This window comes from Spirillospora sp. NPDC048824, from assembly GCF_043198455.1.
Taxonomy (GTDB): Bacteria; Actinomycetota; Actinomycetes; order Streptosporangiales; family Streptosporangiaceae; genus Spirillospora.
The window spans coordinates 405,375-430,102 of the sequence record NZ_JBICUS010000004.1 but is presented as its reverse complement, the minus strand read 5'-3'; the positions used below and the strand labels follow the sequence as shown (position 1 = coordinate 430,102).

The following is a 24,728-nucleotide window of genomic DNA, read 5'->3' as shown; positions in this document are numbered from 1 at the left end:
GCGCGTCGCTTGTCAACGCTCTCCGGGGCGGCGCCGTGATTTTTCGCGCGTGTCCTCTCGCAGAGCCCGGGTCTATGGGGCGGTCGCTTGTTCCAGTAGCCAGTCCGCGATCTCCTGCCCGGCGAGGATTCCGCGTGCGGCGGTGACCGTGGTGGCCGGCGACGTCCAGCCGGTGTCGTGCAGTTCGCCGTGCGCGGGGCGGATGGACCGTTCGGCGGCTTCGAGGAGTTCGATGTCCAGGAGCGAGTCGCCGGCGGCCAGCATCGTGGACGCGCCCGTTCTGCGGGCGACCTCCGCCGCGGCGGCGGCCTTCGTCAGGCACGCGGGCAGGCAGTACACCTTGCGGCCTTGCAGGGACGTCCGCCAGCCGCGTTCGGCGCACCATCCGGTGAGGTCGTCCACCCACCCGGACGGCAGCGCGGCCCGGTCGACGACCGTGTAGGCGAACAGGCCTGACGCGTCGCGCCGTTTGAGGACGAAGTCGCCGCTGGTCCGGACGAGGTGTTCCCGGATCTCCGCGAGCGGCGCGCACCCGTCGGCGACGCGTGCCCGGACGGACGCCGCCCATTCCGGGTCGTCCGCGCCGTCCACGAGGAGGTGCCCGCCGTTCGCGGTGATGGCGTACTCGGCGGGCTTCTCCAGCAGGTTGATGCGCCCGTACTGCTCCGGTGTGCGCGTCGTCGTGGGGACGAACGCCGCGGCCGTCGAGAGGGCCTCCAGCATGCGCGCGGACGCCTCGGTCATGTAGGAGAGCGGCGCGCCCTGGTAGAACTCCACGCACAGCAGGCGCGGCATCGTCTCGTCGGGGCCGTCCAAGGCGAACGCGGCGGCGGAGTAGATGAGCGTGCGGTCGAGGTCGGAGCACACCAGGACGGTCACTGGACGGCTCCCTCGCCGAACCGGGGGTGGATGAATCCCATGCAGGCGTAGGGGAACCGGTCAGGTTCGACGTCGATGACGGGCACCCCGCGCTCGCCCGCGAGCAGCCTGATGTGCGACACCTCGGCACCGGCGTCGGCTCGCACGAGAACCTTCCACGGGACGCGGCGCAGCAGCACCCGGGTGGTCTCCCCGATCCCCGGTTTGACGAGGTTCAGGTCGTCGATGCCGTCGGCGGCGGCGCAGCGGCGGACGGCCTCCCACCCGGACCAGTCGGGTGTGCGGTCGGCGGCGCGCAGGTCCGGCAGGTCCTTCGCGACCCGCTCGGCGACGTCCCCGAACCGGGCGCACACGGTGTCGAGGAATACGGCGGACACGTCGTCGCCGGCGAGGCCGGCGTAGAACTTCGCGCCGTGGAAGTCTCCGGGGCCGATCAGGTCGGCGTTCAGGACGGTCCGGCTCACCAGCCCGGAAACGGTCGAGTTGAGGCAGGCGGACGGGATCAGGAAGTCGTCGCGCGTCCCGAACAGCGATGTGCACCGTCCCGGGTCGGCGAGCACCGCGAGGTCCGCGGGGAACGGGTGCGGGGCCAGCGCGGCGGTCAGCTCCCGCGTGATCGCGCCCTTGCCCGTCCAGCCGTCGACGAACATCACCGACGCCGGGTCGTGGTGCTCGGCGAGGTACCGCAGGGCCACGGTGTCGATGCCGCGGGCCCGGACGATGCTGACCGCGTAGTGCGGCAGGTCCAGGCCGTGCGCGAACCGCGCCCAGCGGCGCATCAGGATCCCGACGGGCGTCCCGGCGCGGGCCAGCGACACCAGGACGGCCTCCGGGCCGCGTTCGGCGAGGATCATCTCGGTGACCAGCCCGGTCGCGTACGCGATCCGCTCGGCGGACGCCTCCAGCGCCCGGTGGAACAGCCGCCGGTACTCGGGGCCCGGCTGGTATTCGACCGGCAGCGACTCGGCGTAGTGGGCGCGGCCCGCCTGGATGGCCGCCTCACGCTCCTCGACGGGCGCTTCGAGCCGCACCCGCGAGAGGTCCTTGAGCAGCCAGGTGACGTCCTCGGCCGGATAGCTGCCGAAGGACGGCCCGCGCAGCGGTTTCATTCGCCCCTCCTGGCGGGGATGGCCGCGACCAGGACCGGCGCGAGGGCGCGCAGGCGCTCCAGGAGCCCGCCGGAGAGCGCCGGGGTGTCACCGATGTCGTCCACCGTGAACACGATCCTGTCGAAGCCGTTCCCGTCCGACGCCGGGGAGACGTTGTAGGCGTACCGCTCCCCCGGCCCGTCCGCGGGGTCGTCGTGCGCCGGGAAGGCCACGCGGGTCCTGATCGCGTAGCCGGGGTCGTCGACGGCGAGCACCGGTGAACGGGTCGTCGTCGAGTACCGGACGTCCACGCCCGGCAGCGCGTCGGCGAGCGCCTCGGCGAGCCGCAGCGGCGCGTACATCAGCTCCTCGAACCCCAGGACGAGGACGCGGGACGCCCCGTCCCCGAGCCCGGCCGCCACGGCGTCGGCCATCCGCGCCAAATCCTTCTCCAGCCGCGTGCGGTGCTCGGGCAGGAATCCGTGGCGTCCTCCGTCCGGCAGCCCGGCGGGCCACTCCAGGGCGAGCCGGGACACCGTGAACCCGGCCGCCGCCTGGTCCGCGGGCGCGGCACGGGCGGTAAGGGCGGCGACGAGCGCCTCCCCCGTCTCCAGGATGTCTCCGGGAAGGTCGACGTGGCCTCCGGCGAGGGCCACGGCGTCGATGCGGGCCCCCAGCCGGGCGCCGAGATCGTCCATCCGGGCCCGGTCGGCGGGGCCGCGCAAGTCGACCAGCGCGGCGAGGACGTAGTGGTCCCTGGGGCGGACGGCGTGCAGGGCCGCGATGGTGTTCAGCACCGTCCGGCCGGTGGAGAGTTCATCGTCCACCAGGACCATCGGCACGTCGCGGTCGAGTGCGGCGGGGTTGGCGGGCAGCAGCAGGTGGCTCGTGGCGTGGCTGTGCTCCTCCTCGAACCCTCCGTACATGCCGAAGCCCGCGACGGGACGGCGTGTGGAGTGCAGGTAGTAGGCGCCGCCCAGAGCGTCCGCCACCGAATGCCCCAAAGCGGTCGCCGTCTCGGCGTAGCCGAGGACGATGGCGTCCACGGGAATCTGCGGCGCGCGCAGACGGTCACGCAGCCCCGCCGCACTCCCCGCCACGCCACGCAAGGCGTCAGCGAGAAGAGACCCGGGCTGGGAAGGCTCTTCACCGCGCAGGCGCGCGCGCACGAGCTCCCCCAGCAGAAGCCCCGACCCGTACACGAGCCGCGGGTCGGTCGGGACGTGCTTGCCCAGCACCGCCGAGACCAGCAGGTGCGCACGGCGCGGATTGCGCCGCACGGCCAGCCCGACGAGATCGGCGAGCCCGACGCCCACCGGACGCGGGCCGTCCGTGAGGCGCACCCCGAGCCGCGACGCCACCCACGAACCGGGCCGGGCGGGCGGGACGGCCGTCACCGGCTCCCCGCCGCTTCCAGCAGTTCGACGAACGTGACGTCCTCCGCCGCCACCCCGAACACCCGGGCGCGCAGCATCAACCGCTGGGCCCACGCGCGGTGCGGCTTGGCCTCGTTCATCTTGTTGGCGTACGCGCTGGCCATCGCCCCTCCCCCGGAGACACCGAGAATGTCGGCCGCGTCGCAGTACTCCTCGTGCGTCACCACCGACAGGGCGTGCACCGCCGCCACATGGCTCGGATGTATCACCGTCTTGCCGATGAGGCCGTTCGCCTTGTCCAGGTGCACCTCGCGGATCAGCCCGTCCAGATCGGACGTGATCAGGCGCTGCCGGAGCGGCGCCGCCCGCTGCGCCTCGAACGGCGACTGCCGCAGCTGCGGCTTGAACATCCGCTCCCCCGCCGAGAAGTACTCCCACACCGGCCCGGTCACGACATAGCCGGTGCCGTCGGCCCGGCCGAGGATGTTGACCACGTCGCAGATCACACCCGCGACGGGCCGGATGTCGTAGATCGTCAGGTCCGGCGGGCGGCGCAGCCCGTACGCCGCGGACATGTCCGTCGCCCCGATCCGGACGGCCAGGACCCGCGGCCGGTGCTTGGCGAGCAACCGCGCCACATCGTGCAGCATGTCCGTCCGGGACTCGGCGTACACCGCCTCCGGGCTCTCGATCACCGGCATCGCCAGCAGCCGCAGCCCGGTCCGGGCGGCCGCGTCCTCCAGCGCGTCGAGGAACGCTCCACCCGACGCCGCCGTGAACTTCGGCAGCACGAACCCGGTGACCAGTCCGGCGGCGTCACCGAGCCGGCCGACCAGGTCGCCGATCTGCCCGGCGTCGCGGACCCGGACGAACAGCAGCGGCACGTCCACGCCGCGCTCGTGGAGCGTGCGCAGCTGCGCCACCAGGTTCGACTCGCCGGCCGCGACCTCGTCGTCGCCGATCGCGTCCTCCAGGCACAGGACCATGCTCATCACGCCGCGGCGCGCCGCGGCCTCGACGTCGTCGGCGATGGCGGGCCGGGTGGACGGGCTGTACAGCGTCGCCCCCAGCGCCACGGCCAGCACCCCCGGATCATCGTGCCGGTCGAACGGCCGCGGCTGCCGGTGGAACAGGAGCTTGCGACGCGCGGCGTCGATGTGGTCGAAATGCCGCATGGACGCCCCGTCAGACGCGCCGTGTCATGAGATCGGGCACCGGGTCGTCGGGCCGGAGTCCCGCGTCACAGGTGCGCCGACACTGCCGGCAGCAGATGCTGGAACGTGCGGCCCGTCGCGGTCGCGCCGATCGCCGTCATCGTCCAGCCGTCGCCGTCCCGCGACACCTTCGCCATGATCTGCGCGTTGTGCTGCCCGGCGCCGCTCAGGTCGTAGCGTGCGATCTCCTGCCCGGTGCTCTCGTCCACCAGCCGGCAGAACGCGTTCGCGATCTGCGTGAAGTCCTGGCCGGTGAAGGAGTTCACCGTGAACACCAGCTGGGTGACGTTGGACGGGACGCCCTGCAGGTCGACGTTGATGACCTCGTCGTCGCCCTCGCCCTCGCCGGTCAGGTTGTCGCCGGTGTGCAGGACGGAGCCGTCCTTGCTGCGCAGCTGCCGGAACCACACCTGGTCGGCGAGGTTCCCGCTCCCGTCGAACAGCAGGCAGGACGCGTCCAGGTCGATGTTCTGGGTCTTGCCCTTGCCGAACAGGCCCTTCTTGACGACGGCGTCCCAGCCGAGGCCCATTTTGACCCGGGAGAGCGTTCCCCCACCGGGTTTGGCCAACGAGACCTTCTGGCCCTTCTGCAGCGAGATGGACATCGTTCGTCTCCTTCGATGATCGATGCTGTCGCGGGTGGGGGGTCAGACCTTACTGGAGTGGAGCTGCTTGCCGCCCTCCCCCGACGGTTCCTCCGGCCGGTCCCCGTCCTCGCCCCGGTTGCGGAGGATGGAGCTGGCGAACGCGGCGATGATCAGGCCGGCGCCGAGCCCGCCGGTGATCCACTCGGGGACGTGGTGGCCGATGCTGATCAGCATGCAGACCGCCAGTGCCCCGATCGCCCAGTGCGCGCCGTGCTCCAGGTACACGTACTCGTGCAGCGTTCCCTTGCGGACCAGGAACACCGTCAGCGACCGGATGTACATGGCGCCGATGCCGAGGCCCAGCGCGATGACGATCGGGTCGGTGCTGATCGCGAACGCGCCGATGACGCCGTCGAAGCTGAACGACGCGTCCAGCACCTCCAGGTACAGGAAGAGGAAGAACCCGGCCTTGCCGGTGGCCAGTGCCAGGTTGCTCGGTCCGCCGCGTCCCCGCTCGGTGTCCCGCGCCGCCTCCTGCAGGGCCTCCCGCGCGGTCGCCTTCGACCCGTCGGCGCCGGCCTCCTCGGCCTCGTCGTCCTCGCCGGGCTCACTCGCCTCGGAGAACAGCTCGCCGAGCCCGTTGACCAGGATGTAGGTCACCATGCCGAGCACGCCGGCGATCATGACGGTGCCGGGGTCCTCGGCGGCCAGCCACGCCACGAACGACAGGGCGCCGCCCGCGACCACCACGGCCAGCTGGTCCAGCTTGCCGATGCGGGCGAGCGGCCGCTCCAGCCACGGCAGCCACTTGTCGGCGCGCTCCTCGAACACGAAGTTCAGGAACAGCATCATCAGGAACATGCCGCCGAACGCCGCGATCGTCGGGTAGGCGTCGTTCATCAGATCGTGGTAGCGATCCGAGTCGTTGAGCGCCAGGTCGAACGCCTCGATGGGGCCCAGCTGAGCGGTGAGCCCCACGATCAGCAGCGGGAAGACCAGCCGCATGCCGAACACCGCGATCGCGATGCCGATCGTCAGGAAGATCTTCTGCCAGAAGGGACTCATGCGGTCGAGCACCTTGGCGTTGACCACGGCGTTGTCGAACGACAGCGAGATCTCGAGAACGGCCAGCACGGCGACCAGGGCCAGCCCGGTCGGCCCGCCGTAGAGCAGGGCGAGGAGCAGGCCGACGGCCGTGACGCCGAAGGACCAGCCGAAGGTGCGAAGAATCATGCGCGTATTTCTGCTAGAGAGGGCGGCCGGACGTGGCGGCCGGGATGCGGGGGCCGGTCGTCAGCCGACGTTCACGCCGAAGTCCATCGCAATGCCGGCCAGACCCGAGGCATACCCCTGGCCGACCGCCCTGAACTTCCATTCGCCGTTGTGCCGGTAGAGCTCCCCGAACACCATGGCCGTCTCCGTGGAGGCGTCCTCGGTGAGGTCGAAGCGCGCCAGCTCGTTGCCGTCGGTCCGGTTGACGATCCGGATGAAGGCGTTGCGGACCTGGCCGAAGCTCTGATGCCGGTTGTCGGCGTCGTAGATCGAGACGGGGAACACGATCCGGTCGCATTCGGCCGGCACCCCGTTGAGGTCGACGTTGATGGATTCGTCGTCGCCCTCTCCCTCACCGGTCAGGTTGTCGCCGGTGTGCTCGACCGAGCCCTCCGGGCTCTTCAGGTTGTTGAAGAACACGAAGTGATGGTCGGACATGACCTTGCCCGTGGCGGCGAGCATCAGCGCGGACGCGTCCAGGTCGAAGTCGGCGCCCGTCGTGGCGCGGACGTCCCAGCCGAGCCCGACGGTGACGGCGGTGAGGTTGGGCGCGGCCTTCGTCAGTGAGACGTTGCCGCCCTTGGCGAGTGATACTCCCATGTCCGGGCCACTCCCTTCCCTGTGAAGCTGATCCCTGGCTGAGGATCTTACTGAGACACGTGCCCGAGGTGACCGGGCCCGCGGTGACCGCGTTCCGCGTGGGCCGTCAGAGGTTGACGCCGAAGTCCATGGCGATGCCGGCCAGACCTGAGGCATAACCCTGGCCGACCGCCCGGAATTTCCACTCCGCTCCGGAACGGTACAGCTCACCGAAGACCATCGCGGTCTCCATGGACGCGTCCTCGGACAGGTCGTAGCGGGCCATCTCCGAGCCGTCGCCCTGGTTCAGCACGCGGATGTAGGCGTTGCGGACCTGCCCGAAGTTCTGGCTGCGGCTGTCGGCGTCGTAGATCGACACGGCGAAGGCCACCCGCTCGGCGGTGGCCGGCATCGCGCCGAAGTTGACCTGGAGCTGCTCGTCGTCGCCCTCGCCGGCGCCGGTGGTGTTGTCGCCGCTGTGCGCGACCGCGCCGTCCGGCGTGCGGAGGTTGTTGAAGAACACGAAGTGCTGATCGGTGATGATCTTGCCGGAGGCGTCCAGGACCATGGCGGAGGCGTCCAGGTCGAAGTCGGTGCCCGTGGTGGTGCGCAGATCCCAGCCAAGACCGACCGTCACCGCGGTCAGCCCCGGCGCCTGCTTGGTGAGCGAGACGTTGCCGCCCTTGCTGAGACTGACACCCACGGAAGGCCTCCAAGATCACATGGCATGGCGGACGCCGACGCGGCGCCCAGACTTATCGACGCTGCAGCGAGCCTATCCGTTCCATCCTCGGCGGACGCATTGCACGAGACCCGTGCCCACCGCGCGAAACCCGGCCCATCTGCGCCAGACTGGGCAGGGACGAAGGGAGGCTGCGTTGCGGGGAGCGGGCGACCAGCGGCGCCGGGGCAGGGGGGCGCAGGCGGCGGCCGGTGCCATCGAGGCCAAGGAGGCGGCGGCGACCGCCTTCTACGACATGGACCAGGCGCAGAAGTTCATCGACGGCCGCGTGACCGTGTTCGAGGATCTGGACGCCGGGGCCGCCGAGCCGGTCCGGCGGGAGTTCACCGGGCTGGCCGAGGCCGCCGACGCAGCCGCCCACGCGTACATCTCCGTCCTGGACGCGCACGACCTCGTTGACCAGGACCGGTCACCGGCCGAGTACGACGCGGCGCGGCGCGCGTTCGTCGCGTCCACCGAGCGGCTGCAGCAGCTCACCCGGAACCTGAACGGGTTCGCCGAGCGGCTCTCCCAGAAGATGTCCCGGCTCGAGGCCGCCCTCGACCAGCTACCGCCCCGGCTGACCGCCGCACGCGACGCCGTCATCGCCGCCGACGCCGCCGTGGCCGCCGCCGGGGAGGCCGGGATGGACGCCTCCGACCCGGAGGCGGAGCTGGCGCGGGCCAAGCGGATCCTGGCCCAGCTCGGTTCCCAGGGCCTCGGCGGGTTCGGCCTGGACGGGGCGATGCGCAAGGCCGACGAGGTCCGCGAGATCGCCGAGCGGGCGCGGGAGGCCGCCGCCGAACTGCCGCAGATGGCGCAGAAGGTCCGCAACTCGCTCGCCTCCGTCCGGACCCGGGTGGACGTCGTCGCGAACCGCGTGGGGCCGGTCAAGGAGGCGATGCGGGTCCTGCTGCGCGGCTACTCGCAGGCGTGCTGGCAGGACCTGAAGGGCGCGCCGGAGTCGATCGAGGCCGCCGCGACCCGGGCCCGCGAGCGGCTGAACGAGGCGTCCGCGCACACCGCCCGCGCCGAGTGGAAGCAGGCGCAGCAGGCGCTCACCGCCGCCCGGACCGAGCTGAACGCCGCCGACCGGCGCGCCGGCCAGGTCACCGGCCGGGTCGAGGAGCTGAAGGCCGTCGCCGCCGACCCGGCGGCGCCGGTGGAGAGCGTCCAGTTCGCCGTGCGGGACGCGCAGCGGCTCGCCATGGCCCAGCCGGGCGGGCCGGCGCCCGAGCACGTCCGGGTGCTCGACTCGCTCGTCGAGCGCCTGGAGAACGCGCCGGACCGCCTCACCGGCGCCCATCCGGACTACTGGGCCTACCTGCAAGAACTCGAATCCATCAAGACCGCCGCCGGCGACGTCGTCACCCGGATCCGCACCGAACGGGCACAGCAGTAGGGTTCCGCGGGCGGTCCGTCCACCCCACCGCCAAGGGGACCGCGATCAGGAACGCGGGCGGTCCTGGAGGCCCATCGTGAGGTTGCGGGCGACCATCGGGGGGCCGCCCGCCTGCGGGTCGCCGTAGGGCGGCATCTGGCCCTGCTGGGGGTGCGGCTGGTGCTGGGGCGCCTGGTCGCGGTGCTGCTGCGCGGGCTCGGCCCAGACGGCGGTGCCGTACGCGCAGACCTCGACGCCGCCGCCGACCGCGGCGGTGTCGAAACGCATGCCGACCACCGTGTTCGCGCCCTTGTGGCGCGCCTCCTCGCGCAGCCGGTCCACCGCCTCGCGGCGGGCGGCGGCGAGGCCGGCCGACGGCTGCTCCCCCGTCACCCGGAACGTGGCGCTGCTCCCGCCGTGCCCGGGATGCGGCGCACCGGTCTGGTCTGCCTGGACGGCCGTCCCGAGGACCTCCCCGAGCACGCTCCTGATCTCGTACCCCGCCACGCCATCAGTCGTCACGATCAGCATGACCACCACGGTAGATCAGGTCCCGGACGAAATGCGCCGCAATGCCGACAGAAGGCGCAGTCTTACAGAAGCCGGGCTCATTGCGGCTGTGCCCACCGGCATGCGACCGCCCTCCCGGCGGCGCGGCCGGGAGGGCGTCGCGATGCGGCGTGCTCGCCTCTCTCAGAAGCGGCCCCGTCAAGGGCCGGCGTTCACTCGAGATACTCCCTGAGCATCTGGGCGCGGGACGGGTGGCGGAGTTTCGCCAGGGTCTTCGACTCGATCTGGCGGATCCGCTCCCTCGTCACGCCGAACTCCCGGCCGACCTCCTCCAGGGTGCGCGGATGGCCGTCGGTCAGGCCGAAGCGCAACTGGATGATGCGCTGCTCCCGTTCCGACAGCGTGCCCAGGATGTCCTCCAGCTGGTCCTGCAGAAGGATGAACGCCGCGGCCTCGATCGGCACGACGGCGTCCGCGTCCTCGATGAAGTCGCCGAGATCGGAGTCCTCCTCGCCGATCGGCGACTGCAGCGAGACCGGTTCCTGCGCGATCCGCTGGATCTCGATGACCCGGACGGGCGACAGGCCCATCTCCAGTCCGATCTCCTCGGGGGTGGGTTCACGGCCGAAGTCCTGGTGCATCTGCCGCTGCACCCGGACCAGCTTGTTGATCGTCTCGACCATGTGCACCGGGATCCGGATGGTCCTGGCCTGGTCGGCGATCGCCCGGGTGATCGCCTGCCGGATCCACCAGGTGGCGTAGGTCGAGAACTTGAACCCCTTGGTGTAGTCGAATTTCTCGACCGCACGGATCAGTCCGAGATTTCCCTCCTGAATCAGGTCGAGGAAGAGCATTCCCCGGCCCACGTAGCGTTTCGCGATCGAGACCACCAGGCGCAGGTTGGCCTCGATCAGGCGTTGCTTCGCCCGCGTACCCTCGCGGGAGAGCAGTTCGAGATCGAGAAGTTCACCGCGGGCGAGGACGGCGGTACGCGCCATCTTCTCCTCGGCGAACAATCCCGCCTCGATCGATTTCGCGAGTTCTACTTCATCTTCTGCCGTGAGAAGCGGTACGCGACCGATCTCTCTCAGGTAGATCCGAACCAGGTCGCTCGTCGGCGCCCGCTTGCCGAGGTCACCCTCATCCGCTCGCGTGACGTCCTCGGTCTCCTGTTGAGACTCGAGGACCTCCACCCCCTGCTCTGCGAGCATCCGGACGACCCTTTCCAGGGAGTCGTCCGGCAAGTCCGAGCGATCGAGCGCGGCAGCGACGTCCTCGACGGTCACACCGCCGCGTTCTCTGCCACGTGCGACGAGGTCCGCCACCTGATCAACCGATGGCGCCTCGCTTGGCAGCACCGAAGGGCCCACGGAGACAGTCTGCGTCAAACGGGGCCTAGATCACAGGACCCATTTTGCGGTCTCTTGACTTACTGTGATCCAAGCCCTCGCTCCCGCAACACCCGTCTCTGCTGCTCAAGTGCGACAAGATCGCCGAAGAGCCGGCGGTACTCCTCGGGGGCCTCGACCGGATTCAGCCGCCCGAGTTTAGATTTCGCGTCGGCGATCATGCGGGTGAGCTGGCGTTCCTGTATTCGGGCGAGCAGTTCGATCGCATAACGGTCGTCCGATTCCTGGGCGGACCGTGTCGGCTCCACGCCGAGTTTCGTGATCAGGTCCCTGACCTGGTCGTTCGGTGCCAGCTCCAGAAGGCCGGCGACCCATTCGGCGACACCGCCCGCGGCCGCCACACCGCCCGCCTCCGCGATGACGGCGCGCACCGCGGCGTGCGGCGGCGCGATGAACGCCTCGGCCGGGACCTCGTCGAACACCGGGCCGACCACCGCCGGGCGCTGGACGGCCAGTTTCAGCAGTTCCCGCTCGCGCTGCACCTCGGGATCGTTCGGGTCGAACGCGGGCCGGTCGGGAACCGCCCGTCCGTCCCGTCCGTCCCGGCCGTTCTCGGCGCGGCCGTTGCCGGCACGGCCATTGCCGGCCTGGGAGCGGCCGTGCTTGCGGGCCGCCAGTTCGCGGACGCGGCGCAGCACGAACTGCTCGTCCATGATGCCGAGCCAGCGGTCGAGGTTGACCGCGTACATGTGCCGGCGCGACCGGTCCTTGATGGCGGCGACGACCGGGGCCGCGGCGTCCAGCGCGCTCAGCCGCCCCTCGACGGTGTCGAGGTCGTGCTGCTCGATCGCGCTGCGCACCGCGAACTCGAACAGCGGCAGCCGGGAGGCGACCAGGTCGCGCACCGCCGCGTCGCCGTGCCGGATCCGCAGGTCGCACGGGTCGAGCCCGTCCGGCTGGATGGCCACGAACGTCTGCGAGACGAATTTCTGCTCGTCGTCGAACGCGCGCAGCGCCGCCTTCCGCCCGGCCGCGTCGCCGTCGAAGGTGAAGATCACCTCGCCGCGGAACTCGTCCTGGTCCATCAGCAGCCGGCGCAGCACCTTGATGTGGTCGTCGCCGAACGCGGTCCCGGACGTCGCGATCGCCGTCGGGACGCCCGCCAGGTGGCAGGCCATCACGTCGGTGTAGCCCTCGACCACCACGGCCTGCCGCCGCCGCGCGATCTCCTTCTTCGCCAGGTCGGCCCCGTACAGCACCGACCCCTTGTGGAAGAGCGGCGACTCGGGGGTGTTCAGGTACTTGGGGCCGTCGTCGTCCTCGTAGAGCCTGCGGGCGCCGAACCCGATGACGTCGCCGCCCAGGTCGCGGATCGGCCACATCAGCCGTCCGCGGAACCGGTCCATCGGGCCGCGCCGCCCCTCCTTGGCGAGCCCGCCGGCGATGATGTCGCGGTCGGCGAAGCCGCGTCCGCGCAGGTGCCTGACCAGGCCCTCCCATTCGCGGGGCGCGAACCCCACGCCGAAGCGGGCGGCGTCCGCGGCCTCGAAGCCGCGTTCGGACAGGAACGTGCGGCCGATCGCACCTTCGGGGGAGGCCAGCCGATCGGTGTAGTACTCGGCGGCCGCCCTGTGCGCCTCGATCAGCCGGGCGCGCAGGCCGCCGTCCTGCCGGGGGCCGCGTCCGCCGCCCTCCTCGTAGCGCAACTGGAGGCCGGCCTGGGCGGCGAGCCGCTCCACCGCCTCGGAGAACGGCAGGTGCTCCATCTCCTGGACGAACTTGATGACGTCGCCGCCCGCCTCGCAGCCGAAGCAGAAGTACAGCCCGCGCGAGGGCGTCACGTTGAACGACGGCGACTTCTCGTCGTGGAACGGGCACAGGCCCTTGAGGTTGCCGCCGCCCGCACTGCGAAGCTGCAGGTACTCGCCGATCACGTCGGCGATGGACGAGCGCTCCCGCACGAGTGCGATGTCCTCATTGCGTATCCGGCCTGCCACGACGAAGGAGTCTACGGCGGGACCCCGACATCCGGCGCGCCGCACCCGAACCGGCCTGGACATGGTCCGCGGTTCCGGAGCCGCGCAGAGCCTGGATCCTCCTGGGGTGACCGAAATTCGGCGTTCCATGGCCGGACTCGGCCGGATCGGCGGTCGGTAAGAGCGGATTCACTCTGGACAACCTGCATCAACAAGCGATGTGATGACAGATCGAGATTTTGCTCACACCCAGGTGGACCGGATGACGGATGTTGTGCTTGACGGCGTCGACAAGGTGTACCCGAGCGGACAGGTCGCCGTCCGAAATGTCCGTTTGCGCATCAACGACGGCGAGCTGTTCGTCCTCCTCGGACCCTCCGGGTGCGGCAAGTCCACCATCCTGCGCATGATCGCCGGGCTGGAGGAGATCACCGGCGGCGACCTGTGGCTGAACGGATCGGTCGCCAACGAACTGCCGCCGCGCGAGCGGAACGTGGCGATGGTCTTCCAGGAGGGCGCGCTCTACCCGCACCGCACGGTCAAGGGCAACATGATGTTCCCCCTTGAGGTGTCGGGCGACGACCGCGCCGAAGCCAGCGCAAAGGTGGTCGAGCTGGCGCGCGCGCTCGGCATCAACAGCATGATCGACCGGATGCCGGGCACGCTGTCCGGCGGCCAGCGGCAGCGGGCCGCGATCGGGCGGGCGCTGATCCGGGAGCCGTCGCTGTTCCTGATGGACGAGCCGCTGTCGAGCCTGGACGCCGGGCTGCGCACCGAACTGCGCGTCGAGATCGCCGCGCTGGTGCGCTCCACCGGCACCACCACCGTCTACGTCACGCACGACCAGGTCGAGGCCATGACGATGGCCGACCGGATGGCGGTGCTGCGGGACGGCGTGCTGGAGGACGTCGGCAACCCCGAGCAGATCTACGAGGACCCGGCGACGGTGTTCGTGGCCGCGTTCCTCAGCTCGCCGCCGATCAACCTGCTGCACGCCACCCTGTGGGCCGTCGAGGGCGAAGGACTGCTGCTCGACTTCGGCCCGCAGCGGCTGAGCGTCCCGTGGAACGATCCCCGGGCGTCGTCGCTGATCAGCCACCACGGCCAGACCGTGATCGTCGGGATCCGCCCGGACACGCTGATGCCGATCGCGCCGGGCGCGCCGGCACCGCATGGGACCGTCCTGTCCGGCCAGGTCCGCGCCCTGGAGTTCCATGGGCACGAGTGGCTCGCCTACGCCGAGGCGGGCATCCCCTGCATCGACGCGACCGAGGTGGGACGGCCGCCGCGGCCCGAGACCCGGCCCGGGCAGCCCGGGCTGCGCGACCGGCTGCGAGACATGCTCGGCAGGCCGGCCCCCGAGGAGCCGGTCGAGGAGCACGCCGGCCACCACCGCCGCTCCGACCTGGTGTTCCGCATCGCGCCCGGCAACCGCCCGAACCGCGGCGACCACGTCGCGCTGAGGGTCGACCTCGACCGCGTCCTGTTCTTCGGCGCCGACGGGCACCGCGTCACGCCCGTCAACCGGTAGGGCCGGACCCGGCCCCCCGGCGGGCGCGGTCATCGGGCACCGACGAACCGGCGCAACCGGCGGAACCCCTCGCCGATCTCGGGCGCCGTGACGGCGCCGTAGCCGAGGACCAGGCCCCGGACCGGTGGGCCGGACACGGCGAACTCCGGCGGCGCCTTCCCGGCCGCCCTGGCGATCAGCTTCCACTTCGTCGACCTGGTCGTCCACGCGTGGGACGTCGCCGCGACCATCGATGTCCCGTGGGAGCCCGGCGAGGACCTCGTCGACGCGTCCCTCAAGGTCGCCGCCATCATCCCCGGCGACGGCCGGGGCCCCGGCGAGTCGTTCGCCCCGAAACGGCGGGCCGCCGCGGACGCGGCCCCCGGGGACCGCCTGCTGACCCTCCTGGGCCGGTCCCCGTCCTGGCGCTGAGCCGTCAGGCGGGCAGGCTCGCGCGGACCTCGCCGCTGTAGAGGCGGATCTTCCACTGGATGTGCTCCTGCTGCTCGCGCAGCCTGGTGATCTGCTCCTCCACCCGGCGGTCGTGGTCCTGCAGCAGTTCGAGCCGCTCCTGCGCCGTCCCGTCGCCGCCGCGGGCCAGCTCCGTGTACCGGAGCATCTCGGCGATCGGCATGCCGGTCTCGCGCAGGCACCGCAGCATGCCGAGCCACTGGAGGTCGCCGTCGCTGAACACGCGCCGTCCGGACGCGTTCCGCGCGATGCCGGGGAGGAGCCCGATCTTCTCGTAGTACCGCAGCGTGTCGATGCTGAAGCCGCTCTTCTCGGCGGTCTCGGCGGGAGAGTAGGCGCTCACGCCCTCCAGGATTTCACCTGGAGGGCACTCCAGGTCAACGCCCGCCGCCCGGCACCGCGTTTGACCCGGAGCGCACTCCAGGCCGCACAGTGGGAAGACCACGAGGTGAACCCGGCATCGAGGAACGAGAAGGATCTGCCATGCGCGTTGGACTTCAGGTCCCCAGCTTCACCTTCCCCGGCGGCCCCGGGCAGATCGGCCCGGTCTACGGCCGTATCGCCCGGGAGGCGGACCAGGCGGGGCTGCATTCGCTGTGGGTGATGGACCACTTCTTCCAGATCGGGATGGTGGGCGCCCCGGAGGAACCGATGCTGGAGAGCTACTCCGCGCTCGCCTACGCCGCCGCGCTGACCGAGCGCATCACGCTCGGGACGATGGTCACCGGCGTGACGTACCGGCATCCCGGCCTCCTGGTCAAGACCGTGACCACGCTGGACGTGCTGTCGGGCGGCCGCGCCTGGCTGGGCATCGGCGCGGCCTGGTACGAGGAGGAGTCGCGGGGCCTCGGCGTCCCGTTCCCGCCCACGGCGGAGCGGTTCGAGCGGCTGGAGGAGACGCTGCAGATCGCCCACCGGATGTGGAACGGCGACGAGTCGGCGTTCGAAGGCGGGCACTTCACGCTGGAGCGGCCGCTGAACTCGCCGCCCGCGCTGAACTCGCCGCATCCGCCGATCCTGATCGGCGGTGGAGGCGAGCAGAAGACACTGCGGTTCGTCGCCAGGTACGCCGACGCGTGCAACCTCTTCGACGGCCCGGAGCTGCCGCGCAAGCTGGACGTGCTGCGCGGGCACTGCGAGCGCGAGGGACGCGACTACGCCGAGATCGAGAAGACCTCGCTGGGCTACTTCGAGGGCACGCCGTCGGTGGACGAGGCCGTGGACACCATCGGGAGCCTGGCGGAGCGCGGCATCGACCACGCGATCTTCTCCCAGGGCACCGGCCAGGACCTGGCGGGCGTCCTCGGCGAGGCGCTGACGCAGACGGGGAAGACCGTCCCGGCCGGACGCTGAGTCGGCCCGGGAGAACTCGGCGATCTCGGCTCTTCCGTCGATCCGCCGAGCGCCCCGGCGCGATCACGTGATCAGGCGGCCACCGGGGTGAAGACCCACTTCTTGTACGACCAGTAGCGGAACGCGGCGCCGAACGCGACGCCCGCCAGCAGCCCGCCGTTGTAGGCGACTCCGCCGTGGAGCCCGAGGGTGTAGTAGGTGAAGCCGGTGCACAGCACCTGGATGAGCAGCCCGACGCCGTTCAGCGCGAAGAAGATCGCGACCTCGCGGCCGGAGCCGTCGCTGTCCCGGTGGCGGAACACCCAGAACCGGTTGAGCAGGTACGAGGCCAGTGTGGACACCACGGTCGGCACGACGACGCTCGTGACGGGGCTGCCGCCGAGCAGGGCGCGCATCAGGTTGGCGCCGAGGATCATGATCAGCGTGCCGACGACTCCCACGAAGCCGAAACTGAGCAGCTCACTGAGGAAATTTCGGTACGCCTGGGCGGTCTCGACCGTTTTGACGGGTCTTGACCGCTGCATGGTGCTCACTCGCCCAGACCTTACCTGAGTAGGACATATGCGAACCGCACAACCCCGCCAAAAGATCAACACCGCCGCGGCTCAGCGCTCCGCCGGGACGGCGGCGCAGGAGGTCGCCGGGGCCAGCAGGACGATCAGCCCGACCAGCCCGACCGGGACGGCCAGCGCCCACGCGAGCCCCACGCCCTGCGCGGCGAATCCGATGACGGGCGGGCCGCCGAGCAGCCCGAGGTAGCCGACCCCCGTGACCCGCGAGATCCCGGTCGCGGCGGGGACGCCGGGAATGTTCCCGGCGGCGCTGAACGTCACGGGCGCCACGACGGCGACGCCCAGGCCGAACAGCGTGAAGCCGGCCACGGCGGCCACCGGGTGCCCCGCGGCGAGCCCGGACCCGAGCCCCAGCGCGGCGAGCAGCGACCCGGCCCGCAGCACCGGGACGGGACCGAACCGCGCGACGACCCGGTCACCGGCGAGCCGTCCGGCGGTCATCGCGACCGCGCATCCGGCGTAGCCGAGGCCGGCGAAGCCGGGACCGGTGCCGAGGTCCTCCCGCAGGTAGATCGCGCTCCAGTCGGCCATGGCGCCCTCGCCGACGAACGAGCACAGCCCGATGACCCCGAGCATGACCAGCAGCCAGCGGGACGACGATCCGGCGACGGGGGCGGGGGCACGCTCGGCGGGCTCGACATGCTCCGCGAGTCCGGGGAGGGCGTCGGCCGAGCGGTCCAGCAGGTCGCGGCAGCCGATCGCCAGCAGCGCGGTCAGCACCGTGGCAGCGGCCGCCAGATGCAGCGGGACGGGAACACCGGCGTACGCCGCACCGGAGCCGGCCAGCGCGGCCAGCAGCGCCCCGATGCTGTACGAGCCGTGCAGGCCCGACATCAGCGGCCGCCCGTAGGCCCGCTCGACGGCGACCCCCTGGGCGTTCATCGCCACGTCCATCAGGCCCAGCGAGGCGCCGAGCAGCAGCAGGGCGAAGATCAGCGCGCCGAGGTTCCAGGCGAGCCCCAGCGGGATCAGCGACACCGCGCCCGCGACCCCGGCGGCGATCGTCGTCGCCCGGCTGCCCCACCGCGCGACGATCCGTCCCGCGAACCGCACCGCGGCCACGACGCCGATGGGCGCGCCCAGCAGGGCGACGCCCATCGAACCCTCGCTCAGCCCGAGATGCTCCTTGATCTGCGGGATGCGGACGACCCAGGCGGCGGACAGCAGGCCGTGCGCGGCGAACGCCACCGTGACGGCGATCCGCGCCCGGCCCAGCGTCGCGATCTTGTCCGTGACCACTCACCAGACTGTACGTGGCAGACCCGCACGCCAGACCCCGCCCGGGGCGGCCGCCGGCCGCCGCATCGCGGGCTCAGGCCACCTCGGCGAGCGGCACACCGGGATCGGCCAGGCGCGCGGCGTCCACCGGGGCCCCGGAGCGGATCAGCGCCTGGACGTCCCCGGTGACGTCCCACACGTTGACGTTCATACCGGCGACGACCCGGCCGCCGGACAGCCAGAACGCGATGAACTCCCGGGACGCGACGTCCCCGCGGTACACGACCTCGTCGTACTCCCCCGGCGACGCGGTACCGGACATCTCCATGCCGAGGTCGTACTGGTCGCTGAAGAAGTACGGGATGCGGTCGTAGACGACGTCCTGCCCGAGCATGGCGCGGGCCGCGGCGGGCCCGGAGTTCAGCGCGTTCGCCCAGTGCTCCACCCGGAGGCGGCGGCCGAGCAGCGGGTTGTAGGCGTTGGCGACGTCCCCGGCCGCGAAGACGTCGGGGTCCGAGGTGCGCAGCGACTGGTCGACGAGGATCCCGTCGGAGACCTCCAGCCCGGCCTCCTCGGCGAGCCGGGTGTCGGGCCGGACCCCGATGCCGACGATCACGACGTCCGCCGGGATCTCGGCGCCGCCGGAGGTGACGACCGCCGACACCTGCCCGGCGCCCCAGAACCCGGCGACGCCCTGGTCGAGCCGGAGGTCGACGCCGTGCGCGCGGTGCAGGTCGCCGAACATCCCGCCCAGTTCGGGGCCCATGGCGGCGTGCAGCGGCGTCGGCTCCGGATCGATGATCGTCACGTCGTTGCCGTGGGAGCGGGCGGCGGCGGCCGTCTCCAGCCCGATCCAGCCCGCCCCGGCCACCACGACCCGGCGGCCGCCGTGCGCGAGGGCCTGCTTCAGCGCCGCCGAGTCCGCCATGGTCCGCAGGTAGTGGATGCCCTGTAGCTTGGAGCCCGGCACGTCCAGCCGCCTCGGGGACGCGCCGGTCGCCAGCAGCAGCCTGGTGTACCCGATCGGCTCCTTCGTGGACAGGCGCACCTGGTGCGCGTCCCGGTCGATCGAGGCGACGGAGGCGCCCAGCCGCAGTTCCACGTCGTGCTTGTCGTACCAGTCCGCCTCGTGGACGTGTGCCTTCTCACGCGGTTCCTTGTCCAGCAGGAACCCCTTGGACAGCGGAGGCCGCTCGTACGGCCGCTCGATCTCGTCCCCGAAGAGCAGCACTCTGCCCGCGAAGCCCTCGTCGCGGAGCGTCTCCGCCGCCTTGGCACCCGCCAGGCCGGCACCGACGATGACGAACGTCTCCTCGGGCATGACAACCTCCTGTAGTCGACCTGTAGCTATCCCTACAGCGGCGTCTGTAACGAGACAAGGGCCATCGATGCGCGCGTCGATGCATATTCCGCTCGGAGACCGGCTCGCGGAGCCCGCGGGCGGCGATCAGGAACCGTCGGCCAGCACGCGGTGCCGCGCCATCGCGGACACGTCGGTCAGCGAGGCGACCTGGTCGATGACGGCGCGGAGCCGGCCCGCGTCGTCGCCGGCGTCCTCGAACGCGGCGCGGAAGCCGGGTTCGAGGGTTCCGGGCGCGCCGGCGAGCATCATCTCGGCCAGCTCGGTGATCAGTGTCCGCTGCCGGGCCCTGATCTCCTCGTGGCTGATCCACACGTAGTGCGCGGTGATCCCCTTGAGCAGGGCGTTCTCCAGCCGCTGCGCGCGCGGGACGATCAGCTCCGCCGCGTACCGGGTCAGCGGGCGGTCCCCGTAGGCGTCGCGGGTGGCGGTCTCGGCGGCCACGCAGAACCGCCCGATCAGCGTGCTGGTCAGGTTCTTGAGGGCGGCCAGGCTCCGCGGCGTCCCGTCGTAGCGGTCGGGCCAGTACGGCTCGGCGAGCAGCACGGCGAAGCGCTCCTCCAGCTCGGGCAGGTCGGCGTCGGGGCAGTACAGCTTGATCGCGGTGGCGGCGACGAGGCGGCGCTCGGCGGGGTCGGCGAGCCGGGCGAAGTCGATGTGCCCGGCGACCAGCGCGTCCTCCAGGTCGTGGACGGAGTAGGCGACGTCGTCGCTCCAGTCCATGACCTGCGCCTCGAAGCACGGACGGCCCTCTGGAGCCCCCTCCCGGACCCAGTTCGCGACATCCGTGTCGTCGTCGTACACGCCGAACGGGCCAACCCCGCTTGCGCGGGGACCCCGAGCCCGGGAGGAGTCCTTGCTCCACGGATATTTCATCACACCGTCAAGCGCGGCACGGGTCAGGTTGAGGCCGACGCTGCGGCCGTGCAGGGGCGGGCCGTCCACCGCGAACGACTTCGGCTCCAGCCGGGTCAGGATGCGCAGGCTCTGCGCGTTGCCCTCGAAGCCGCCGCAGTCGCGCGCGACGACGTCGAGCGCGGACTCGCCGTTGTGCCCGAACGGCGGGTGCCCGATGTCGTGGGACAGGCACGCCGCCTCCACCAGGTCGGGGTCGCAGCCGAGGGACTTGCCCAGCTCACGGCCGACCTGGGCGCATTCGAGCGAGTGGGTCAGCCGGGTGCGCAGGCTCTGCACGGTGTCGGAGCCGGCGTCCGCGCCCGGCGAGGCGACCTGCGTCTTGGCGGCCAGCCGCCGCAGGGCGGCACTGTGCAGGACGCGGGCGCGGTCGCGTTCGAACGCCGTCCGGTCGCGCCGCTTGGCGGGCTCGGGTGCCCAGCGTTTCCTGTCGCGCGCCGAGTAGGGGCCGGAGTCGCCGTGAATGGGGTTGCTCGTCATGTCCCTATCCAGGGTATGCGGGCACGATGACGTTCCGTTGACCTTTGGGAGGCCCCGGAGTGTCAGCGGCTCGGCGGCGGACCGGACGACGGCGCCGGCGCCGGCGCCGTGGATGAGGGCGGCGGCGTCCCGGACGGGTCGATGTGGATGCGCTTGACGGTCTCGCTCGGCGGCCGCACGCTCTTGCCCAGCAGCACGTACGACAGGTACGCGCCGGTCTCCCGGACGATGTAGTCGAGCTGGGTCTCGCGGGTCTGGACGCTGGGGCCGCTGCGGGTCGGGGAGGCGGCCGCCTCGATGCCGTTGTCCTCGGCCATCTTCTTCGACCGCAGCCCGTGCCACGGATCGGTGACGATCACGGCGGACGACCAGCGGTGCCGGTCGAACTCCCGGCCGACGGCCCGCATGCTCTCCAGCGTGTCCCGCCCGACGGGCACCGCGAAGACCTTGCCGGCGGGCACCCCGCCCTCCTCGATCAGCCAGGTGCGGCCGGAGCCGGCCTCGGTGTAGTTGTCGCCGGGGGCCTTGCCGCCGACGGTGACGATGGCGGGCGCGACACCGTCGCGGTAGAGGTCGAGGGCGTGCTGGAGCCGCCATTTCAGCGTCGGGGACGGCACCCCGTTGTACTGCGCGGCGCCGAGGACGATGATCGCGTCGGAGCGGGGCCGCTCGTCCTGGCGGGCCTGGTACCAGATTCGCGTCCCGACGGTGAGGGGCGTCAGCACGGCGATCGCGAGCAGCCCGAGGACGACGCTCATCGGGATCGTGAACCAGAGCGGCCTCCTGCGCCTGCGGCGCGGCCGCTCCCCGGGCTCGTCCGGCTCGTCCGGCCCGTGGTCCTCGGTCTGGGACTTCGGCAATTCCTCTTCCAACGTCATCGGTTCGACCACGTTAGTCAGATGGCTCGCGGAGCGCCCGAGTTCGCGCCGGCGGCGTGCCCGCCGTCCCGGCTCCGTCCGGGCGGCCGGTCCCCGCGCACGGAAGGGCGTGCGGGGACCGGCCGCAGGGACGGGTGTCAGCGGCTGTCGCCGCCCCCGGACGGGCCGCCCGCCGCCGCGATCGCGGCACGGCCGGCCTCCAGCCGGGCGATGGGGATGCGGAACGGCGAGCAGGACACGTAGTCGAGTCCGACCTCGTGGCAGAAGTGCACCGAGTCAGGGTCGCCGCCGTGCTCGCCGCAGATGCCGAGCTTGATGCCAGGGCGCGCTTTGCGGCCCTCCTCGGCGGCGATGCGGACGAGCCGCCCCACCCCGTCGCGGTCGAGGGTCTCGAACGGCGACACCCCGAAGATCCCGAGTTCCAGGTAGCGGCCGAAGAACGCGGCCTCGACGTCGTCGCGGGAGAAACCCCAGGTCGTCTGGGTGAGGTCGTTGGTTCCGAAGGAGAAGAACTCGGCGGCCTCGGCGATCTGGCCCGCGGTCAGCGCGGCCCGCGGCAGCTCGATCATGGTGCCGATCAGCGCCGGGACGTCGACCCCGGTGGCCTCCCTCACACCGTCCAGGATGGCGCGGGCCTCGTCGCGGACGGCCTCCAGCTCCTGCACGGCACCGACGAGCGGGATCATGATCTCGGGACGCGGGTCACCGCCCGCACGGCGCCGCGCCGCCGCGGCCTCGGCGATCGCGCGGACCTGCATGCCGAACAGTCCCGGAATCGCCAAACCGAGCCGCACGCCGCGCAGGCCCAGCATAGGGTTCTGCTCGTGCAGTCGGTTGACTGCTTCGAGCAGTCTCCGGTCCTTGGCGTCCGCGTCGTCGCCCGCGAGAGCGACCCTGACCGACAGCTCGGTGATGTCGGGGAGGAATTCGTGCAGCGGCGGGTCGATCAGCCGGATCGTGACCGGCAGTCCGTCCATGGCCTCGAAGATGCCTTCGAAGTCGCTCCTCTGCAGCGGCTCCAGGGCGTCCAGCGCGGCCTGCCGCTCCACGTCGTCCCCGGCGAGGACGAGCTTCTCGATGAGCTGCCGCCGGTCGCCGAGGAACATGTGCTCGGTGCGGCACAGCCCGATGCCGGCGGCGCCGAACCGGCGGGCCCGCGCGGAGTCCTCGGCGCTGTCGGCGTTCGCGCGGACCCTCAGCGCGGCCCGCGAGTCGGCGTGCCGCATGACGCGGTCGACGGCCTTGACGAGGTCGCCGCCCTCCTCGATGGACAGCTCGCCCTCGAAGTACCGGACGACGGGCGAGTCCTCGACGGGTACCTCGCCGAGGTACACGTCCCCGGACGTCCCGTCGATCGAGATGACGTCGCCCTCGCCGACCGTCACGTCGCCGGGTGCGGTGAAGTGCCCGTTCTTGACGTCGACGTCCAGCTCCTCGGCGCCGCAGACGCAGGTCTTGCCCATGCCGCGGGCGACGACGGCGGCGTGCGAGGTCTTGCCGCCGCGGGACGTCAGGACGCCCCTGGCCGCGACCATGCCGGCGAGGTCGTCAGGGTTGGTCTCGCGGCGGACGAGGATCACGTCCTCGCCCCTCCCCGCCAGCTCCACCGCGCGCTCGGAGGTGAACACCGCCTTGCCGACGGCCGCACCCGGGGATGCGTTCATGCCCTTCGTCAGCTTCCGGACGCCCTCGACCCTGCTGGCGAAGCGGGGGAACATGAGCTGGGCGAGCTGGTCGCCGGTGACGCGGCGGGCGGCCTCGTCCACGTCGATGAGATCCTGGTCGAGGAGCTGGCAGGCGATGCGGAACGCCGCGGCCGCGGTCCGCTTGCCGACCCGGGTCTGCAGCATCCACAGCTTCCCGCGCTCGATCGTGAACTCGATGTCGCACATGTCGCGGTAGTGGTTCTCCAGCGTCTCCATGATCTCGAGAAGCCGGTCGTAGGACGCCTTGTCGATCCGCTCCAGGTCCGTCAGCGGGACGGTGTTGCGGATGCCGGCGACGACGTCCTCGCCCTGCGCGTTCTGCAGGTAGTCACCGTAGATGCCCTGCTGCCCGGACGCGGGGTCGCGGGTGAAGGCGACGCCCGTCCCGGAGTCCATGCCCATGTTGCCGAACACCATCGAGCAGATGTTGACGGCGGTGCCGAGGTCGACGGGGATGCGCTCCTGGCGGCGGTACAGGATCGCGCGGGGCGCGTTCCAGGAGTCGAACACCGCCTTGACGGCCAGGTCCATCTGCTCGCGCGGGTCGGTCGGGAAATCCCTCCCCGCCCGCTCCCGGACGATCCCCTTGAACCGGCCGACCAGCTCTTTGAAGTCCTCGGCGGTCAGGTCGACGTCGTCATCGCTGCCCCGGGCGCGCTTGACGTCCTCGACGGCCTCCTCGAACAGGTCGCCGTCGATGTCCAGGACGGTCTTGCCGAACATCTGGATCAGCCGGCGGTAGGAGTCCCAGGCGAACCGCTCGTCCCCCGCCTGCGCGGCCAGACCGTGCACCGACTCGTCGTTCAGCCCGACGTTGAGGACGGTCTCCATCATGCCCGGCATGCTGAACTTGGCGCCGGAACGCACGCTGACCAGGAGCGGGTCGTCGCTCTGGCCGAGCTTCTTGCCCATCGCGGACTCGAGGGCGGCCAGGTGCGCGTTCACCTCGTCCGCCAGCCCCTCGGGCAGGTTCCCGTGCTCGAGGTAGTACCGGCAGGCCTCCGCGGTGATCGTGAACCCGGGAGGGACGGGCAGTCCGAGGTTGGTCATCTCGGCCAGGTTGGCGCCCTTGCCGCCCAGCAGATCCTTGAGGTCCTTGTTTCCCTCAGTGAAGTCGTACACGAACTTCGGCACGGGGAGCTCCTTCTCGCTCCGGTTCCACCCAGTGGCAGGTCCGGACCCGCCGCGGCGGGACGCGGCATCGCGTTCCCGCAGGCGGCGGCGGGTCCGCTGCCCTGTTTGCCGGGACTGTACCCGCGCCGTCCGGCCTTGCTCGGCGCCCGGTCGCGCGATGAGCGTTATCCCAGGTCAGCGGCCGGATAGTGGTCTATTC

General features: G+C 71.5%; 22 protein-coding genes. 3 read left to right on the top strand and 19 right to left on the bottom strand.

The window, feature by feature from the left end:
* Positions 1–72: 72 nt before the first annotated feature.
* The 8 genes from ACGFIS_RS11065 to ACGFIS_RS11030 all read right to left on the bottom strand — a co-directional run bounded on the left by ACGFIS_RS11065 (position 73) and on the right by ACGFIS_RS11030 (position 7,698).
* Positions 73–879 (bottom strand): HAD family hydrolase, encoded by an 807-nt coding sequence (locus tag ACGFIS_RS11065; protein ID WP_392902237.1) that lies wholly within the window; start codon positions 877–879, stop codon positions 73–75.
* Positions 876–1,988 carry a cysteine protease StiP family protein gene (locus ACGFIS_RS11060; protein WP_392970358.1) on the bottom strand — a complete coding sequence of 371 codons (1,113 nt, stop codon included), beginning with the start codon at positions 1,986–1,988 and terminating at the stop codon, positions 876–878. The genes ACGFIS_RS11065 and ACGFIS_RS11060 overlap by 4 nt, the downstream gene beginning before the upstream one ends.
* Positions 1,985–3,364, bottom strand: a complete 1,380-nt coding sequence (locus tag ACGFIS_RS11055; RefSeq protein ID WP_392970355.1) for a phosphoribosyltransferase family protein — start codon at positions 3,362–3,364, stop codon at positions 1,985–1,987. Before ACGFIS_RS11055 ends, ACGFIS_RS11060 begins: the two co-directional genes overlap by 4 nt.
* On the bottom strand, positions 3,361–4,518 hold the full coding sequence (locus ACGFIS_RS11050) for an HpcH/HpaI aldolase/citrate lyase family protein (RefSeq protein WP_392970352.1): 1,158 nt from the start codon (positions 4,516–4,518) through the stop codon (positions 3,361–3,363). The genes ACGFIS_RS11055 and ACGFIS_RS11050 overlap by 4 nt, the downstream gene beginning before the upstream one ends.
* A 65-nt stretch (positions 4,519–4,583) precedes the next feature.
* On the bottom strand, positions 4,584–5,162 hold the full coding sequence (locus ACGFIS_RS11045; RefSeq protein ID WP_392902228.1) for a TerD family protein: 579 nt from the start codon (positions 5,160–5,162) through the stop codon (positions 4,584–4,586).
* Between the two features lie 42 nt (positions 5,163–5,204).
* Complete coding sequence (locus ACGFIS_RS11040; protein ID WP_392902226.1) at positions 5,205–6,377, bottom strand: DUF475 domain-containing protein; 1,173 nt, start codon at positions 6,375–6,377, stop codon at positions 5,205–5,207.
* 60 nt (positions 6,378–6,437) lie between these two features.
* Positions 6,438–7,016, bottom strand: coding sequence for a TerD family protein (locus tag ACGFIS_RS11035; RefSeq protein WP_392902224.1), 579 nt, complete (start codon positions 7,014–7,016; stop codon positions 6,438–6,440).
* A 106-nt stretch (positions 7,017–7,122) separates the two neighbouring features.
* Positions 7,123–7,698, bottom strand: a complete 576-nt coding sequence (locus tag ACGFIS_RS11030) for a TerD family protein (RefSeq protein WP_392902222.1) — start codon at positions 7,696–7,698, stop codon at positions 7,123–7,125.
* A gap of 175 nt (positions 7,699–7,873) precedes the next feature.
* Here ACGFIS_RS11030 and ACGFIS_RS11025 point away from each other — a divergent pair, with 175 nt between their 5' ends.
* Positions 7,874–9,118, top strand: a complete 1,245-nt coding sequence (locus tag ACGFIS_RS11025; RefSeq protein ID WP_392902220.1) for a molecular chaperone DnaJ — start codon at positions 7,874–7,876, stop codon at positions 9,116–9,118.
* Between the two features lie 45 nt (positions 9,119–9,163).
* On the opposite strand, the gene ACGFIS_RS11020 is transcribed toward ACGFIS_RS11025, so the two are convergent.
* The 3 genes from ACGFIS_RS11020 to dnaG all read right to left on the bottom strand — a co-directional run bounded on the left by ACGFIS_RS11020 (position 9,164) and on the right by dnaG (position 12,953).
* Positions 9,164–9,628 (bottom strand): YbjQ family protein, encoded by a 465-nt coding sequence (locus tag ACGFIS_RS11020; protein WP_392902218.1) that lies wholly within the window; start codon positions 9,626–9,628, stop codon positions 9,164–9,166.
* 191 nt (positions 9,629–9,819) lie between these two features.
* The gene (gene rpoD / locus ACGFIS_RS11015; RefSeq protein WP_392902883.1) at positions 9,820–10,965 is read right to left on the bottom strand and encodes an RNA polymerase sigma factor RpoD; all 1,146 of its coding nucleotides are present in this window, start codon (positions 10,963–10,965) and stop codon (positions 9,820–9,822) included.
* A 71-nt stretch (positions 10,966–11,036) separates the two neighbouring features.
* Positions 11,037–12,953, bottom strand: coding sequence for a DNA primase (dnaG, locus tag ACGFIS_RS11010; RefSeq protein ID WP_392902216.1), 1,917 nt, complete (start codon positions 12,951–12,953; stop codon positions 11,037–11,039).
* A 241-nt stretch (positions 12,954–13,194) separates the two neighbouring features.
* On the opposite strand from dnaG, the gene ACGFIS_RS11005 reads away from it, so the two are divergent.
* Positions 13,195–14,463: an ABC transporter ATP-binding protein gene (locus ACGFIS_RS11005; protein WP_392902214.1), complete on the top strand. Its 1,269-nt coding sequence runs from the start codon at positions 13,195–13,197 to the stop codon at positions 14,461–14,463.
* A 29-nt stretch (positions 14,464–14,492) separates the two neighbouring features.
* Here ACGFIS_RS11005 and ACGFIS_RS11000 read toward each other — a convergent pair whose 3' ends face one another.
* Both ACGFIS_RS11000 and ACGFIS_RS10995 read right to left on the bottom strand, forming a co-directional pair.
* Positions 14,493–14,693: a hypothetical protein gene (locus ACGFIS_RS11000; RefSeq protein ID WP_392970349.1), complete on the bottom strand. Its 201-nt coding sequence runs from the start codon at positions 14,691–14,693 to the stop codon at positions 14,493–14,495.
* A gap of 185 nt (positions 14,694–14,878) precedes the next feature.
* The gene (locus ACGFIS_RS10995; protein WP_392902210.1) at positions 14,879–15,256 is read right to left on the bottom strand and encodes a MerR family transcriptional regulator; all 378 of its coding nucleotides are present in this window, start codon (positions 15,254–15,256) and stop codon (positions 14,879–14,881) included.
* Between the two features lie 140 nt (positions 15,257–15,396).
* Here ACGFIS_RS10995 and ACGFIS_RS10990 point away from each other — a divergent pair, with 140 nt between their 5' ends.
* Entirely contained in the window at positions 15,397–16,266 is an 870-nt protein-coding gene (locus tag ACGFIS_RS10990; protein WP_392902208.1) for an LLM class F420-dependent oxidoreductase, read from the top strand.
* A 71-nt stretch (positions 16,267–16,337) separates the two neighbouring features.
* Here ACGFIS_RS10990 and ACGFIS_RS10985 read toward each other — a convergent pair whose 3' ends face one another.
* The 6 genes from ACGFIS_RS10985 to ppdK all read right to left on the bottom strand — a co-directional run bounded on the left by ACGFIS_RS10985 (position 16,338) and on the right by ppdK (position 24,529).
* Positions 16,338–16,790, bottom strand: coding sequence for a GtrA family protein (locus tag ACGFIS_RS10985; protein WP_392902880.1), 453 nt, complete (start codon positions 16,788–16,790; stop codon positions 16,338–16,340).
* Positions 16,791–16,871: 81 nt separating this feature from the next.
* A complete protein-coding gene (locus ACGFIS_RS10980) occupies positions 16,872–18,077 on the bottom strand; it encodes an MFS transporter (protein WP_392970346.1) in 1,206 nt (401 codons plus the stop codon).
* A gap of 73 nt (positions 18,078–18,150) precedes the next feature.
* Positions 18,151–19,377 carry an NAD(P)/FAD-dependent oxidoreductase gene (locus ACGFIS_RS10975; protein ID WP_392902204.1) on the bottom strand — a complete coding sequence of 409 codons (1,227 nt, stop codon included), beginning with the start codon at positions 19,375–19,377 and terminating at the stop codon, positions 18,151–18,153.
* 126 nt (positions 19,378–19,503) lie between these two features.
* Positions 19,504–20,811, bottom strand: a complete 1,308-nt coding sequence (locus tag ACGFIS_RS10970; RefSeq protein WP_392902202.1) for a deoxyguanosinetriphosphate triphosphohydrolase — start codon at positions 20,809–20,811, stop codon at positions 19,504–19,506.
* Between the two features lie 62 nt (positions 20,812–20,873).
* Positions 20,874–21,689, bottom strand: coding sequence for a YdcF family protein (locus tag ACGFIS_RS10965; RefSeq protein WP_392902200.1), 816 nt, complete (start codon positions 21,687–21,689; stop codon positions 20,874–20,876).
* Between the two features lie 137 nt (positions 21,690–21,826).
* Positions 21,827–24,529, bottom strand: coding sequence for a pyruvate, phosphate dikinase (gene ppdK / locus ACGFIS_RS10960; protein ID WP_392970343.1), 2,703 nt, complete (start codon positions 24,527–24,529; stop codon positions 21,827–21,829).
* Positions 24,530–24,728 lie beyond the last annotated feature (199 nt).